The sequence below is a fragment of the Paraglaciecola sp. genome (genome assembly GCF_039943935.1).
In the GTDB taxonomy this organism is placed as follows: domain Bacteria; phylum Pseudomonadota; class Gammaproteobacteria; order Enterobacterales; family Alteromonadaceae; genus Paraglaciecola.
This window is the reverse complement of the sequence record NZ_JBDUZQ010000016.1, coordinates 160,653-176,093: the sequence shown is the minus strand read 5'-3', so window position 1 is coordinate 176,093 and position 15,441 is coordinate 160,653. Positions and strand designations below refer to the sequence as shown.

Annotated in this window: 12 protein-coding genes; 9 read left to right on the top strand and 3 right to left on the bottom strand. The window is 40.3% G+C overall.

Features of this window, described 5'->3' with window-relative positions:
* The first annotated feature begins 76 nt into the window (after positions 1 to 76).
* Positions 77 to 1,684: an FAD-dependent oxidoreductase gene (locus ABJD71_RS09640; protein WP_348168056.1), complete on the top strand. Its 1,608-nt coding sequence runs from the start codon at positions 77 to 79 to the stop codon at positions 1,682 to 1,684.
* A gap of 101 nt (positions 1,685 to 1,785) precedes the next feature.
* On the opposite strand, the gene ABJD71_RS09635 is transcribed toward ABJD71_RS09640, so the two are convergent.
* The gene (locus ABJD71_RS09635; protein WP_348168053.1) at positions 1,786 to 3,132 is read right to left on the bottom strand and encodes a sugar MFS transporter; all 1,347 of its coding nucleotides are present in this window, start codon (positions 3,130 to 3,132) and stop codon (positions 1,786 to 1,788) included.
* A 556-nt stretch (positions 3,133 to 3,688) separates the two neighbouring features.
* Between ABJD71_RS09635 and ABJD71_RS09630 the strand changes: the two genes are divergently transcribed.
* Positions 3,689 to 4,447 (top strand): SapC family protein, encoded by a 759-nt coding sequence (locus ABJD71_RS09630; protein WP_348168050.1) that lies wholly within the window; start codon positions 3,689 to 3,691, stop codon positions 4,445 to 4,447.
* 454 nt (positions 4,448 to 4,901) lie between these two features.
* Here the strand turns inward: ABJD71_RS09630 and ABJD71_RS09625 are convergent, their stop codons facing one another.
* The gene (locus ABJD71_RS09625) at positions 4,902 to 5,960 is read right to left on the bottom strand and encodes an aldose epimerase family protein (protein WP_348168047.1); all 1,059 of its coding nucleotides are present in this window, start codon (positions 5,958 to 5,960) and stop codon (positions 4,902 to 4,904) included.
* Positions 5,957 to 7,450, bottom strand: a complete 1,494-nt coding sequence (gene glpK / locus ABJD71_RS09620; RefSeq protein WP_348168044.1) for a glycerol kinase GlpK — start codon at positions 7,448 to 7,450, stop codon at positions 5,957 to 5,959. The genes ABJD71_RS09625 and glpK overlap by 4 nt, the downstream gene beginning before the upstream one ends.
* Before the next feature lie 412 nt (positions 7,451 to 7,862).
* On the opposite strand from glpK, the gene mraZ reads away from it, so the two are divergent.
* From mraZ to mraY, 7 genes are read left to right on the top strand one after another with little or no spacing between them, the layout of a single operon-like run.
* Positions 7,863 to 8,321 carry a division/cell wall cluster transcriptional repressor MraZ gene (gene mraZ, locus ABJD71_RS09615; protein ID WP_348168041.1) on the top strand — a complete coding sequence of 153 codons (459 nt, stop codon included), beginning with the start codon at positions 7,863 to 7,865 and terminating at the stop codon, positions 8,319 to 8,321.
* Positions 8,321 to 9,256: a 16S rRNA (cytosine(1402)-N(4))-methyltransferase RsmH gene (gene rsmH / locus ABJD71_RS09610; RefSeq protein WP_348168038.1), complete on the top strand. Its 936-nt coding sequence runs from the start codon at positions 8,321 to 8,323 to the stop codon at positions 9,254 to 9,256. Before mraZ ends, rsmH begins: the two co-directional genes overlap by 1 nt.
* Entirely contained in the window at positions 9,253 to 9,573 is a 321-nt protein-coding gene (gene ftsL, locus ABJD71_RS09605) for a cell division protein FtsL (protein ID WP_348168035.1), read from the top strand. Before rsmH ends, ftsL begins: the two co-directional genes overlap by 4 nt.
* Complete coding sequence (locus ABJD71_RS09600) at positions 9,570 to 11,411, top strand: penicillin-binding transpeptidase domain-containing protein (protein WP_348168032.1); 1,842 nt, start codon at positions 9,570 to 9,572, stop codon at positions 11,409 to 11,411. Before ftsL ends, ABJD71_RS09600 begins: the two co-directional genes overlap by 4 nt.
* Positions 11,401 to 12,960, top strand: a complete 1,560-nt coding sequence (murE, locus tag ABJD71_RS09595) for a UDP-N-acetylmuramoyl-L-alanyl-D-glutamate--2,6-diaminopimelate ligase (RefSeq protein ID WP_348168029.1) — start codon at positions 11,401 to 11,403, stop codon at positions 12,958 to 12,960. The genes ABJD71_RS09600 and murE overlap by 11 nt, the downstream gene beginning before the upstream one ends.
* A complete protein-coding gene (gene murF, locus ABJD71_RS09590) occupies positions 12,957 to 14,363 on the top strand; it encodes a UDP-N-acetylmuramoyl-tripeptide--D-alanyl-D-alanine ligase (protein WP_348168026.1) in 1,407 nt (468 codons plus the stop codon). The genes murE and murF overlap by 4 nt, the downstream gene beginning before the upstream one ends.
* Positions 14,357 to 15,439, top strand: coding sequence for a phospho-N-acetylmuramoyl-pentapeptide-transferase (gene mraY, locus ABJD71_RS09585; RefSeq protein WP_348168023.1), 1,083 nt, complete (start codon positions 14,357 to 14,359; stop codon positions 15,437 to 15,439). The genes murF and mraY overlap by 7 nt, the downstream gene beginning before the upstream one ends.
* Positions 15,440 to 15,441: the final 2 nt, after the last annotated feature.

Sequence of the window (15,441 nt, the reverse complement as noted above, 5' to 3'; positions counted from 1 at the left end):
GTGTTCTTGTATCGTTTTTGTTTTTATATATTTCAGACGAACGCCTACTTTTTTGTTAAACATACAGAGGTTTTAAATGACTAACTTAAGAAAAAGTAACCTCAAGAAACTCCCTGCAAAAACCTTTGATGTTTTAGTCATTGGTGGTGGTATTAATGGAGCTGTCTCTGCCGCTGCTTTATCTGCAAAAGGTGTGAAAGTGGCATTAGTGGATCAAGGAGACTTTGCCAGTTTTACGAGTTCTAATTCGTCGAATTTAGCTTGGGGGGGCATAAAATATTTAGAAAGCCATGAATATGCATTGGTTAATAAGTTATGTAAAAGCCGCAATCATTTGATGGAGAGTTATCCGTCAACGGTGAAAGAAATACGATTTTTTACTAGCATTCAAAAAGGTTTTCGTTTTAAACCATTTTTTATCTACTTGGGCACACTTTTATATTGGGCGATGGGGCGTTTTTTTACAAAAGCACCAATCTATATAACGCGGCAAAGACTTAAAGAGCTTCAGCCTGTGGTGAATGCTAAAAATGTTTCTGGCGGTTTTGAATATTCAGATGCCTACTTACATGATAACGACGCTAGGTTTGTTTTTAATTTTATACGCTCTAGTATGAGTTATGGTTGTATCGCTGCTAATTATGTTGCCGCCGTAGACTCTAAAAAAATCAATAACCAATGGCAGACTCAGGCAAAAGATACCTTAAGTGGTGATGAATTCATTATAAACTCAAAGGTAATCATCAATGCGGCTGGACCATATGTAGACTTGGTTAATAAAGTTAATTTTCAGAAAACTGAACATAAGCATCTGTTTTCTAAAGGTATTCACCTGATTGTTGACCAAATAATTCATGATAATAAAGTGCTGACATTTTTTGCCGATGATGGACGCTTGTTTTTTGTAATCCCAATGGGCCCTAAAACGTGTATTGGGACCACTGATACTCAAACGGAAGATCCTACAGCCAAGGTAACTTCATTTGATAGACAGTTCGTATTAGATAATGTAAATAAGCTTTTGAACTTACCTCAACCTTTGACTCAAGCTGATGTGATTGCTGAACGGTGCGGCGTTCGGCCGCTAGCTGTAAAAGGTGCAGGTGGACAAGGAGATTGGTTACAGTTATCGCGCAAACATGCCATTGATGTGGATGTGACAGATAAGTATCTGTCTATATTTGGTGGCAAACTCACTGATTGTATAAATGTAGGTAACGAAATCGCATCAATAGTCAAAAGTTTGGGGGTTGAGTTACCCCATCAAGATTACAAGTGGTACGGCGAACCAGATAATACCGTGCGAGATGAGTTTTTTCATCGGGCTAAATTAATGGATTTTGACTTATTAACTCCCCCTACATCTACTGAGCCATTAACCACAAGATTTTGGCGTCGCTATGGTCGAAACGCTATTAACATGTTGGAAAAAATTCGCGAAGATCCAGCGGAAGCTGAGTTACTTATTGAAAACTCTGAGTATCTTAGAGTTGAAATAGAGCATGCAGCTGAGCGAGAAATGGTTACTAAGTTGGATGATTTTTTAAGACGTCGCTCTAAAATATCTTTAGTGGTAAGTCAGGCGGATATTCTCGCAGACCCTGGGTTGAAAGCGGCATGTAAGATACTGTTTGGAGAAGAAGCCGATGATAAATTACAAGAGTACCTAGATTCTGTTTCTTAATGAAACAGGTATTAAAAAAATAGAGAGGAAATAAGTATTAAAAGTTGCTCACCTGTTTAGGTTGTTTAAATCTAAACAGGTGATGTTTTGAGTTGTTTTAATTATGCACCAGTGCCCATTTTGCGTTTGGTTGCGCCAAAAAATGCAATGTAGCAATAACATAAAATAAGACAAAGAAAGGCAATGCTTAAGCCGCTTCCTGTAGATAAGCCTGCTTCATCTGTTCCGAAAGCATCGGCAATAGAGCCAGTTATCTTAGGAATTAAAGCTCCACCCACTATCGCCATAACCAGTAACCCAGAGGCTTGTGCTTTAAGGTTATCTAATCCATCTAAGGCCAAACTAAAGATGGTTGGGAACATAATAGAGTTAAATAAACCCACACCTAAAATTGCAAACATAGCGGTAACTCCACTTGCAGTGACTGAAACTGCAATCATGGTGCTTGCAAGTAAACCAAATATCATCAGTAATTTACCACTGCTGATGTATCGCATTAGGAATGCACCGACAAATCGACCAACCATAGCACCACCCCAGTAAAGGGTGACAAATGAACCAAGCACTGCATTGGCATCAACATCCGTAATATCTTTGCCTATTAATAAAAATGACGATAGACCACTTAAGAATGCACTGTTTTTAATGGTGTCAATAACCTGCAACTCTTGGAAATAATTAACTAAAAAACTTCCAATAGAAACTTCAGCGCCCACATACATAAAAATAGCGAGTACTCCCAGCAAAAACTTTTTATGTTTAAATAGTAGGGAATAACCATCTTTAGGGGCTTTTTGAATTAAAGAAGGTAGAGTTTTGAAGCCAAACACTGCAGCTAAAGCAAATAAAATAAGGGCGATAATGACGAAGGGCTGTTGTACAGATAGCGCTTCATTAGCATAGTACTCAACCTTAGCGTCTTCACTTAACTGAGCAATACTTTTGGCATCTAAGACGGTATCACTAAGTAAGAATAATGCCCCGGCTATTGGTGCGAGTAAGGTACCAAAACTATTAAAGGCTTGGGATAAATTTAACCTACTAGAAGCTGACTGTTCATCGCCTAGTAGGGTAACATAAGGATTAGCAGCAACCTGTAACAGGGTAATACCTGCAGCAAGGGTGAAAAATGCGGTAATGAATATCCAAAACTCCCTGATACTTGCAGCAGGATAAAACAGCAAACATGCCAAGCCCATCACAGATAAGCCCACTACTATGCCTTTTTGATAGCCAATTTTTTCTAGTAAAAAACTTGAAGGGATAGCAAAGCAAAAGAAAGCCCCGAAAAAAGCAAATTGCACCATGATTGATTGACCATAGCTCAACTCAAATACATCTTTGAGCCTAGGAACCAAAGCGTCCACTAATACTGTTATAAAACCCCACATAAAGAAGAGTATGGTTAAAAATGCAAAGGCAGATTTATAGTTGTTTTTTGAACCCATCTAATCGTTTCCTGATCTTTTGTTTTGTTGTAAAGCCTCTACAAAGTGTTGAGTAGAAGTCTAGAGTTTTTATCTAGGTGGAAGATACGTTACTCGTACCATAAAATACAAGTCATTGATGCATCGTAACAAAATTATAACATTTTCCATTGGGGCGACCAACTAGAAGACGCTGACTAGTGCATGAAAACACGATGAAAGGTTCAATTGATGCTAGTTTGTATAGAGGATGGCTTAAACCTGTCGTAACAAATAATCTAATCTGTCTACGATACCTCTGGATTTTTTATCCCGAATAAAGTCTAGGGTTGAAATTATTGCTGTCACTATTGTGATAATTTTGAAACTTAGGGTGAATATGAGCTTAAAAATGGCGTTAATACCATTTGTTATATTCATGATTCGTTACAGCGATACTCCGTCAATTATTCAAATAAAAATTGTTGGTGTCTGTTTTTTACTTGTAAACGAAATAATCATCCCCAGATAGATTTGAACATAAGTAGTTAGGGCGATAATTAATATCGCTTTATAAAAATAATTAGAGAATATTCCAATGACAATGAGTTACATCCCTTTAGATAAAAATACACACAAAGATCTTCATGTAAAACTAAGTAATGATTTTTCTCATGCAAAAGAATCACATTTAGCCGCAGCTTCAATTCGTGAATATGCTCAGTTAGCCAGTTGTATGCCTATCATCTTTATCAAAGATCCTAAAAGCAATACTACTCACAGTGTTGTGATGTTAGGTATTGAGCAAGGCGTTAATTTGTTTGCAAAAGAAGGTAAGTGGGAAGGACATGTCGTACCTATGAATGTGCAACGTTACCCTTTTGATGTTCGTCCTGATGGCGAAAAGCTAGGTGTGTACATTGATGAGAACTCTGATTTAGTAGGCACAGAAGGTGAACCTTTATTTGTCGATGACGCCGCTAGCCCTTACCTTGAAAATAGGCAAAAATTACTGTCGGAGCTAACAAATAGTGAGATGGGAACTCGCAAGTTTATTGCTGAGCTAGAAGAGCTGGACTTATTTGATCCAATTGTAGTTCGTGCTCAGTACGTAAATGGCGAAAAGCGTAACATCAATGGTATGCAAACTATCAGTGAAAAACGCCTTCAAGAACTTGATTCAGATAAAATACTTGAGCTGCATAAAAGTGGTTTCTTAGGGGCAATCTACGCAGTATTAATGTCATTAGGTCAGCTTAACCGCCTAGCACAATTAACGGCCGATAGTGACAATCCAGTTCATTCTTTACAGCTTTCTTTAGATAAGCCTGAAGAAGCCGCTCCAGCTGCTGAATAAATTAGGTCACATTTAGTGATGCTTGAAAACCCCGTTATGGTGAGCCATAACGGGGTTTTTTAGTATATGAGGTTTTCACTTTGTTAACTTTTCAGGACTGATAGTAAGCTGTTGAAGTCGTCTGTCCAATTAGTACTTTGTTGGTTAGAGTATTTTAGCTTTTTAGCGTGTATTAACACCTGCGGCTTATGAATAAAGGTTTGCTCATTGGTCACCACTACCCATTAAGAAAGCTATGACCTCATAAAAGTAGACTCTATCAGCCAACTGGAAACGACTCTCTTAAGCCAGACTTACAGTGATGATTTGTTTCTCACAAATGCCAATAAAAATGCAGACAAATTTTTGTTTAGTCGAATTGAAGATATCAAACAGCTAGTACGTTTGAGATAGTAAAGTATGCTTGAATAAGCAGTCATGCGACTGCCTATTACTACAGTTACTCGTATAGTAATTAAAATAAAACTTCGTATTCAGTTATAGAATAAAACTCTTCACCTACCTTTAAGGTTGTACTTGGAAAGTCAGGTTTGTTGGGGGAGTCTGCGAAAAACTGGGTTTCAAAACACACCCCATGACGAGCTTGATATCGCGTGCTTTCTTTCCCCTTTTTATTACTTAAATGGTTTGCTGTAAATATTTGTATGCCAGGCATATTGGTATATACCTTCAAGGTAACGCATCCGTCTTCCGTTTGAGCCTGTGCAGCATACGTTGCAACCTTTGATTCAGATGAGTAATAGTCTAAACATAGGTTGTGGTCTAATCCGTTACCAAACTGTATTTGTTCGTTTTGTGCCGACAAAGGCTGGTTTATGCTTGTTAACGGTCTTAAATCAAAAGGTGTATTGTCCACGGCTGCTATTTCACCGGTTGGAACGCCTTCATTATCAATCGGGGTGTATTGGCTAGCTAATATTTGTACTTTGTGCTGGTCTACCGGCCCACTGTTATGACCATTTAAATTGAAATAACTATGGTTTGTGGGGTTAAAAACGGTACTTTGTGAGGCATTGGCAAAATACTCTATTTTTAATCTATTTTGTTCCGTTAAGGTGTAGATTACTTTGACATAAATATCCCCTGGAAATCCTTGGTCTCCATCTTCACTATTTAACTCTAAAATTATGGAAGGGTTTTCTGAGTTAGATAAAACACTGCTGCTCCATACTTTTTTACTAAACCCCTGACTGCCACCATGTAAACAATGGTCTCCTAAGTTGATATCAGTCTGATAGTCAACGCCTTCTAAAGTGAATTTTCCTTTGGCAATACGGTTGGCATAGCGGCCAACTAATGCGCCAAAAGAACTGTCATCGTTTACGTAATCTTCAAGAGTGTCGTAACCTAATACAATATCTGTCGTTGCATCTTTTGATGTAGGAATCAACCAACGTCTAATCACGCCGCCTAATGTTAAAATATCAATGCTTACCCCTTTTGTGTTGGTTAAGGTGTATTGGGTAACGTCTTGTCCATTTGGCATGGTTCCGAAAAGTGTTTGTGTGATCATGCATTAAATCCTAAGGTGCTTTGAATGGCGCAAGACCATCCTTTGAGTAATTTTTGTCTTGTTGTTTGTGGCATCTGGGGGGCAAAGTGATTTTCTATTTCATTCATAGAGGCTAGCTCTGCGGTTGATTGATATATTCCAGCCTGCAGGCCTGCTAAATAAGCAGCACCTAATGCAGTTGTTTCCAGTATTTTGGGCCGTTTGGCTTCAATATTTAAAATGTCTGCTAGAAATTGACATACCCAATCGTTGGCAACCATTCCGCCATCTATTTTAATATGCTTGGGTTTAACACCGTCTTCAGCCATTGCATCCAATAAATCATGAGTTTGCAAGCAAACTGATTCTAAAGCGGCTCTCACTAGATGAGCGCCTGTGGTTCCCCGAGTTAGGCCAAATATAGCTCCTCTGGCATTGGGCTCCCAATAGGGGGCACCTAAGCCTGCAAAAGCCGGGACTAAGAAAACGCCATGGTTGTCATTGATGCTTTCTGCTAGGGATTCTGTTTCGGAAGCACATTGAATTAGATGTAAACCATCTCGCAACCATTGAATGGCAGCGCCTGCCACAAAAATTGACCCTTCTAAAGCGTAATGAGTTTGTCCTTTTATGGTATAGGCCACTGTAGTGAGTAATTTATTTTTAGATTTCAAAGCTTTGTCACCAGTATTTAGCATCACAAAACAACCGGTGCCATAGGTACTTTTTATTGCGCCTTTTTGAAAACAACACTGACCAATGCTTGCTGCATGTTGGTCACCAGCGACACCCAAAATAGGAAGGCTATAACCCAGCATTTTGGGGCATGTTTTTCCAAAGTCATCTGTACACTCTTTAACAGTTGGCAATAGTGAGGACGGAATGCAAAATAGCTCAAGTAAGTCCGCATCCCACTTTAAGGTGTGTATATTGAAGAGATTGGTACGACTAGCATTCGTTACATCTGTAGCGTGCACTCTACCTGCTGTTAAACGCCAAATCAGAAAACTGTCTACTGTGCCAAAGGCTAGCTCACCCGCCTCTGCTTTTTGCCTTGCGCCATCTACGTTGTCTAACATCCAAGACACCTTAGATGCAGAAAAATAAGGGTCGAGTAATAACCCTGTTTTACTTTGAACCAATTCTGAATGCCCTGCCTCTCTTAAAGTTTTGCATTGGGCAGCAGTGCGTCTATCTTGCCACACAATCGAATTGTAGATGGGCTTACCTGTTTTTCTGTCCCAAACCATGGTCGTTTCTCGCTGGTTGGTGATACCTACAGCAATGACTTCTGCGCCCTTACCTGATGCTTCAACTAAGGCTTTTTTACATACTTGAAGGGTCGATGACCATATATCTTCTGGGGTATGCTCGACCCAGCCATCATTTGGATAATGCTGTTCAAACTCTTGCTGGGCAGAGGCTAATATTTGTGAATCTGGACCAAATATTATAGCTCTGGAAGAGGTCGTTCCTTGGTCTATGGACAAAATACAGTTTCTAATGGACATAATTAACAAGCTCAAATGCAAAGTTTAGTATTGTAGTTGGTATTAACATTAAGGCTAGCGTAACGCTAAACTCAGACTTTTCTGAAAACCTAGTCATTCTAAATTTTTAGTCGCAACGCTTGACGTTAGGCCGCTATGCGTAATTTAAGTGTCGCTAATTCCTACCACCTATTGTTTTTCTCCCGCTATATCAAACACTTCGGTAAGTCCAATAAATTCAAGGGCTGGCAACCTATGAAATTGATGGTTTTAGTCCTTGACATGATGGACAGGTGGTACATAAACTGTGTAATGTGGGTAATAGTGGCACAAAGTGGATCAAAATGGTCTAAAAACAACAAAATTCTTATGAATGTGTTGGTGGCCACTTAAACCGATTAATTTTTCGATAGATACATATAAAGGTTAGACAATGTTTCGTGGCGCCAGTGCAATCAATCTAGATATAAAAGGACGTGTAACGATACCCACAAAGTATCGCCAGTCTTTGCTGGACGATTGTTTAGGGCAACTAGTATGCACTATTGATACCCAACAGCCGTGTTTATTACTTTATCCGCTTCCTGAGTGGGAAGAGATCGAACTTAAGTTAAGTCGCTTGTCTAGCATGAATCCCCATGAACGCCGTATGCAACGAATGTTACTAGGTAACGCAAGTGAAGGCGATATGGATAAGAACGGTCGATTTTTGCTAAATGCACCATTAAGACAGCATGCAAAATTAGATAAACAAATTATGTTAGTTGGACAATTTAATAAATTCGAAATTTGGGATGCTGAAGTGTGGCAACAACAAATCACTTTAGATGTTACTACCGAACAAGAAGGTGATTTTGAACTAACTGAACGACTACAGGACTTTTCTCTTTAATGGACCACGACTTCACCCATCTATCAGTTCTTTTGAACGAATCTATTGATGGTTTGGCTATCCAACCTGATGGTATCTATTTGGATGCGACATTTGGCCGTGGTGGACATTCACGACAAATATTGGCTGCGTTATCAGATAAAGGTCGCTTGATCGCTATTGATCGAGACTTAACCGCTATTGAAGCGGCTAAGCAGTTTGCAGACGACCCTAGGTTTTCTATTCACCACAGAGCGTTTTCTGAATTACAAGATGTTGCAGAGGAATTAGGTCTAGTCGGTAAAGTAAATGGCATTTTGATGGACTTAGGGGTGTCTTCTCCCCAGTTAGATGATGCTGAACGTGGTTTTAGTTTTATGCGCAAAGGCCCTTTAGATATGCGCATGGATACGAGTAAAGGAATGAGTGCTGCAGAATGGCTTGCAGTGGCAGACGAACAAGATATCACGCAAGTTATAAAAGAGTTTGGTGAAGAAAAATTTGGTAAGCGTATCGCCCATGCCATTGTCAATACTCGTGCTGTCACTCCTATTACTGATACTGCGCAACTTGCTGAGATTATTGATGAAGCGGTACCTGTAAAAGACAAATTTAAGCACCCTGCTACCCGTGCTTTTCAAGGTATTCGGATATACGTTAATAGTGAGCTAGATGAAATAAAAACCGGTATCAAGGCTGCTTTGGCTACCTTAGCACCTCAGGGCAGGTTAGCTGTTATTAGCTTTCACTCATTAGAAGACAGATTAATTAAGCGTTTTATGCGGGAGCAAAGCAGAGGGTTAAACGTGCCCCATGGTATGCCCATGATGCAATCTGAGATTGATGCAACGAAAGCAATGAAAACAATTGGTAAGGCAACAAAGCCCTCCCCCAAAGAACTGGAGGTTAACGTTAGAGCTAGGAGCTCAGTGTTAAGGGTAGCTGAAAAATTATGACCAGCGCCAAAACAAATTTCAATCTTCTTAGTTTTGTTGTTGCTGATTTAGCCCGCCATCCAGTGCGGGTTTTGTTGTTTCTGGCAGTGATGGTTAGTGCGTCCTTAGTCATCCTAAGCGCCCACCATAATAGGCAAATGTCTATTGCCATTGAACGCCTGATGCAAGAAAAAGATCAACTCGATGTAGAGTGGCGTCACTTAGTATTAGAACAGAGCGCTTTGACTGAACATAACCGCATTGAAGCCTTGGTAAAAAAGCAATTGAACATGCATCGCCCAGAGCCTAATCAAGAAGTAGTGGTGAGGATAAAGTGAGTCGAGCCAAAGCCAGCACCCTCCATAATAAAAAAGCTAAACAAGCTAAGTTAAACACTGTGCCTGCTCTCTTGCATTGGCGCTTTGTGGTAGTGATTGGTGCTATTTTATTGGTATTTGTTGGTTTGAGTGCTAGAGCGGTTTATATCCAAGTAGTATCACCTGATTTATTAATTAAGCGAGGCGATAACCGAACGCTGCGAACACGAGATAACCCATTACACAGAGGTTTGATAACCGACAGAAATGGTCAGCAGTTGGCTGTAAGTGTGCCAGTTAGAGCGATTTGGGCAGATCCGAAGGCGATTTATGATGCTCAACTTAAAGCCCAAAAAGAAGCAGAAGATGACTCAGAGTTTGACCTTGTTGGTTTTAATAAGAAGCAAGCCAAACGTTGGCAAGCGCTAGCTGATGTTTTAGGACAAGATGTTAACTCGCTAAAACGTAAGATTGATGACCCTAGTAAACGTTTTGTCTATATGCAACGTCAAGTGTCACCTGCTATGGCTGAATATGTTGACCAACTAGAGTTAGTAGGGGTGTATCTACGAGATGAATCAAGGCGATATTATCCAAGCGGTGAGGTCTCGGCCCATGTGGTTGGGTTTACCAACGTTGATGACACAGGTATTGAAGGCGTAGAAAAGCTTTATGATAAATGGCTAGCAGGGTCTCGTGGCAGTCGTAAGATTCGTCGTGATGGTAAAGGTCGTATGGTTGAGTTGATTGAATTCAAAGAGGGCGAAGCCGCTCAGGATATTCAATTGACAATTGATCAACGTATTCAAGCGATTACATATAAAGAACTGAAGCAAGCGGTTCAATATTATAAAGCAACTTCTGGTTCGGCGGTGGTGGTTGATGTCAACACCGGTGAAATTTTAGCCTTAGTTAATAGCCCTTCATTTAATCCCAACAACCGCTTTGGGGTATCAGCCCATCGTATTCGTAATCGTGCAGTGACAGATGCTTATGAGCCAGGTTCGTCAATTAAACCTCTCGCTGTATTAAGTGCATTAGAGTTTGGTGCGGTTGAGGTAGATTCATTGATCGATACTTCGCCAGGGTGGATGCATCTAGGTGGCAATATTGTTAGAGATTCACGTAATTATGGTGAAATAAATTTAACAGAAATTATTCGTAAATCTAGCAATATGGGAACGTCAAAATTAGCACTGTCTGTGCCCAAGGAGTTTTTGTTAGATACCTATTATAACGTCGGTCTAATGAGTGATAGCGGAGCTAACTTGCTAGGTGAAAGTAACGGTATTTTTAATGAAAGAAACCGTTGGTCTGACTTTGAATTATCTACACTTTCATTCGGTTATGGTATTTCTGTAACCGCATTACAGTTAGCTAGAATGTATAGCATTTTGGGTGATGGTGGTGTTAAACGACCTTTGAGTTTAGTAAAAACAGATACGCCTGTTGACTCTGAACGGGTGTTAAGTGAACACGCGACTAAGCAAGTGTTGCATATGATGGAAAGTGTTGTGCAACAGGGAGGTTCAGCTGAAAAAGCGAGAGTTCCAGGTTATCGTGTTGCAGGTAAAACGGGTACTAGCCGTAAAGCTGTAAGTAATGGTTATGGAGAAGAGTACGTTAATATTTTTGCTGGTGTCGCACCGGTTTCTAACCCGCAATTGGCAGTGGTGATTTTAATTAACGAACCCAAAGGCGAGCTATATTATGCTGGGCATACAGCAGCTCCTGTTTTTTCTAAGGTGATGGCTGCTAGTTTACAAATGTTGAATGTTCCCCCTGATAACAAGAGTGTGTCTTCTTTAGCTGTAGCATCTCAGGGGAAAAGTACCATGGAGGCCGTTAATGAAGGCTGATATGGTAAGTATTGATACACAATTTCATACAGCTTTTAATCAAAGTATTAAGCCGCTACTAGCTAACTTTGGTATTGACGCTCCTGATTTATGGATAGGTGAATTAGTATTAGATAGTCGTAAAGTGGCGATACACAAAGCTTTTGTTGCTGTTAAAGGATACACCCAAGACGGGCGTGACTTTATTCCACAAGCAATAAGCTTAGGCGCTAAAGTGATTTTGACCCAATGTGATGATCTAGGCATGCATGGCAACCTCGAAATGCGTGAGCAAACAGTCATAGTATCGTTTTATCAATTACCAGAGAATCTATCCGAAGTGGCGGCTTGCTTCTATCAATATCCCGCAAATTCAATGTCTGTTATTGCTGTTACTGGTACCAATGGTAAAACATCGACCGTTCAGCTTATTAATCAATTGGCTGATTTAATGGGTGAACGAAGTGCATCCATTGGGACGTTGGGGGCGGGGGGGTTTAAATGCTCGGTTCATAATGAGCTTAAAACTACAGTTAACACTACGCCAGATGCTATTAGTATGCAGAGTCTATTAGCTGGATTCGTAGGTGATGGCGTGTCACAAGTTGCCTTAGAGGCATCATCACATGCCCTAGTACAACACCGCATTCGAGCTATCAAAACTGACATTGCCATTTTTACTAATTTAAGCCGAGACCACCTGGATTATCATGGTTCTATGCATGAATATGCTGCAGCTAAAAGAGTTTTGCTATCACAGCGTCAATTGCGATATGCCATCGTTAATATCAATGATCCCGAACATGAAAATTGGTTGTCAGAAGTGTCGAATGATATATCAGTCGTGGTATTTGGACAAAATGTTACTGCTGCGTCTATCCCTAAAGGGTACCAATACTGCGTAGCCAATAATTTACGTTTTACTTCTGACGGTATTCGCATGACGCTTTATTCTTCATGGGGCAATGGTGAACTACGTTTATCCCTATTAGGCGGGTTTAATGTGTCTAATGTGTTAGCAGCAATTTGTAGTCAGTTATGTTTGGGTAGAAGCATGAAACAAATTGCTTATCTTGCACAAAAAATAAAACCAGTTGCGGGAAGAATGGAAGTCTATAGCCGGTTAGGCAAAGCCAGCATAGTCGTTGATTACGCCCATACACCAGATGCTCTTGAAAAAGCATTGATTGCCTCTAGGCAACATTGTAAAGGCAAGCTTTGGTGCGTTTTTGGCACGGGGGGCGATAGAGATACGGGTAAGCGCCCTTTAATGGGAGCTATTGCTGAAAGGTTAGCAGATCACGTTATTCTTACGGATGATAATGCCCGAAGCGAAAATCCAGAGAAGATTATCAATGATATTTTAGCTGGTTGCAGTGATGCTCAGCAAATATTGGTTGAGCATGATCGCAAAACTGCTATTCAAATAGCATATTCCCATACATCTGGTAATGACTTGGTTTTAGTGGCGGGCAAAGGCCATGAAAGCTATCAAGTGATTGGCAACAAGACAGTACCCTATGATGAGCGGTATTTCGTTTCACAATTTCAAAAAGGCAAAATAATATGATCCCGGTTTCACTGTCATGGGTTGCGGATAAAGCTAACGGACAATTAGTTGATACAAGCAGTCAAGATATAGTCATTGATGGTGTCAGCACTGATACTAGAAGTATTCAAGCTGGTGACTTATTTTTAGCCCTTGTAGGTCCCAACTTTGATGGTCATAAGTTTATCGAACAAGCCCATCAAAAAGGCGCGGTTGCGCTCATCGTTTCAAAACATGTTGAAACAACTTTGCCTTATATTTTAGTAGAAGATACTAGCTTAGCTCTTGGTGGTTTAGGCGCAGCGGTTAAAGCGCTAGTGTCACCTAAAACTGTCGGTATTACCGGTAGTAGCGGTAAAACGACTGTGAAAGAAATGGTGGGGTCAATTCTTTCTCGTAAAGGCAAGGTTTTAGCTACAAAAGGTAATTTTAACAACGATTTAGGCGTGCCAATTACGCTGCTTAGACTAGAGCAAGACCATGAGTTTGCAGTGATTGAAATGGGCGCTAATCATTTAGGAGAAATCGCGTATACCACCAAACTTGTCCAGCCCGATGTAGTCACAATTGTTAACGCAGCCGCAGCTCACTTAGAAGGTTTCGGTAGCCTGTTAGGAGTCGCTAGAGCGAAAAGTGAAATATTCAAAGGGCTATCTGACGACGGCCTTGCTGTTGTTAACGCTGATAGTCAGTTTGCCGATTTTTGGTTAGGGAAGTTGAAATATAACAAGACTCAAACCTTTGGTATCGAAACGTCTGCCGATATCTATGCTGAAGATATTATTCTAGGTCTTGATGGTTGCGCTCAGTTTGAATTAGTGACGCCTGAGGGGCGTAAAGATATTACGCTGACGATACCTGGAGTTCATAATGTCAGTAATGCATTAGTCGCTGCGGCACTTGCTTTAAATGTGGGCGCTAGCCTAGAAGACATTCGTGAAGGTTTGCGGGTCATGACTCATGTAGCTGGACGTTTACATGTTAAACAACTGACTAATCAAGTGAAAATCTTGGATGATACCTACAATGCAAATGTAGCCTCAGTGAATGCAGGTATTGATTTGTTATCAAGTTTTGCAGGTAGAAAAATACTTATTTTAGGTGACATGGGTGAGTTAGGTGAAAAAGCACGGTATTACCACGAGAAAGTAGGGGAATATGCCAAAGAGAACGGGATAGACCAGTTGTTTAGTTTAGGCGTGTTAAGTCAATCTGCTAGCGATGTATTTGCTCATCAGGGCAAACACTTTAGAGCGTTAGAGCCATTAATTGAATATATCAATCAAAATGTCACCTTGGAGCAATGTGATATCAGTATTTTAGTGAAAGGATCAAGAAGTGCAAAAATGGAATTGGTTGTAGCTGCGTTGGAGGTATCCCCCTTGGGAAAGCTTGAAAGAATTAGGGAGCGAATAGCATGTTGATGTGGCTAGCCGATTGGCTACAGCAATTTGATAGCGCCTTTAGAGTGTTTTCTTATGTGACCTTAAGAGCGATTTTAAGTACCTTAACCGCTCTGCTTATCGCTGTGATTATCGGCCCTAAAATGATCAGGTGGTTGCAAAACATGCAGATTGGTCAAACTATCAGAGATGATGGACCTGAATCTCACCTGGCTAAATCTGGGACACCGACTATGGGGGGATTGCTGATTTTGGCAGCCATAGTATCTAGTGTTTTACTTTGGGCTGACTTAAGTAACAGATATGTTTGGGTAACTTTGTTTGTGGTGGTGAGCTACGGAGTAATAGGTTTTGTAGATGACTATCGTAAAGTAATTCGTAAAGACTCAAGGGGTTTAATTGCTCGGTGGAAATATTTTTGGCAGTCTGCTATTGCTATTGTTGTGGCATTTTACTTGTATTCTAGTCAACAAAGCCCTGCGGAAACTGCATTGTTGGTTCCATTTTTCAAAGAAGTCATGCCGCAGATGGGCCTCTTTTTCTTAGTCACTACTTATTTTGTTTTAGTCGGTTTTAGTAACGCAGTGAACCTAACTGATGGTTTAGATGGGTTAGCCATAGTGCCGGTTATTTTGGTGGCTGGTGCATTTGCCATTTTTGCTTATGTTACTGGGCATATTAATTTTTCCACCTACCTGAATATCCCTCATTTACCACTAACTAGTGAGCTTGTCATAGTGTGTACCGCTATTGTAGGTGCTGGCTTAGGGTTTTTATGGTTCAACACTTATCCAGCTCAAGTATTTATGGGTGATGTGGGGTCGTTATCACTAGGTGCGACTTTAGGTGTGTTGGCTGTGTTGGTAAGGCAAGAAATCGTGTTTATCATCATGGGCGGCATTTTTGTTATAGAAACCCTATCGGTCATCTTACAAGTTGGCTCCTTTAAACTAAGAGGTAAGCGCATATTTAGAATGGCACCTATTCATCATCACTTTGAGTTAAAAGGTTGGCCTGAACCAAGAGTGATAGTGCGCTTTTGGATTGTATCTTTAATTTTGGTCCTGATAGGGCTTGCTACCTTGAAATTACGTTAAAA

Coding starts and splice junctions, on each gene's coding strand:
- ABJD71_RS09640 (WP_348168056.1), top strand. CDS start 77: ATGACTAACTTAAGAAAAAGTAACCTCAAGAAACTCCCTGCAAAAACC.
- ABJD71_RS09635 (WP_348168053.1), bottom strand. CDS start 3,132: ATGGGTTCAAAAAACAACTATAAATCTGCCTTTGCATTTTTAACCATA.
- ABJD71_RS09630 (WP_348168050.1), top strand. CDS start 3,689: ATGACAATGAGTTACATCCCTTTAGATAAAAATACACACAAAGATCTT.
- ABJD71_RS09625 (WP_348168047.1), bottom strand. CDS start 5,960: ATGATCACACAAACACTTTTCGGAACCATGCCAAATGGACAAGACGTT.
- glpK (WP_348168044.1), bottom strand. CDS start 7,450: ATGTCCATTAGAAACTGTATTTTGTCCATAGACCAAGGAACGACCTCT.
- mraZ (WP_348168041.1), top strand. CDS start 7,863: ATGTTTCGTGGCGCCAGTGCAATCAATCTAGATATAAAAGGACGTGTA.
- rsmH (WP_348168038.1), top strand. CDS start 8,321: ATGGACCACGACTTCACCCATCTATCAGTTCTTTTGAACGAATCTATT.
- ftsL (WP_348168035.1), top strand. CDS start 9,253: ATGACCAGCGCCAAAACAAATTTCAATCTTCTTAGTTTTGTTGTTGCT.
- murE (WP_348168029.1), top strand. CDS start 11,401: ATGAAGGCTGATATGGTAAGTATTGATACACAATTTCATACAGCTTTT.
- murF (WP_348168026.1), top strand. CDS start 12,957: ATGATCCCGGTTTCACTGTCATGGGTTGCGGATAAAGCTAACGGACAA.
- mraY (WP_348168023.1), top strand. CDS start 14,357: ATGTTGATGTGGCTAGCCGATTGGCTACAGCAATTTGATAGCGCCTTT.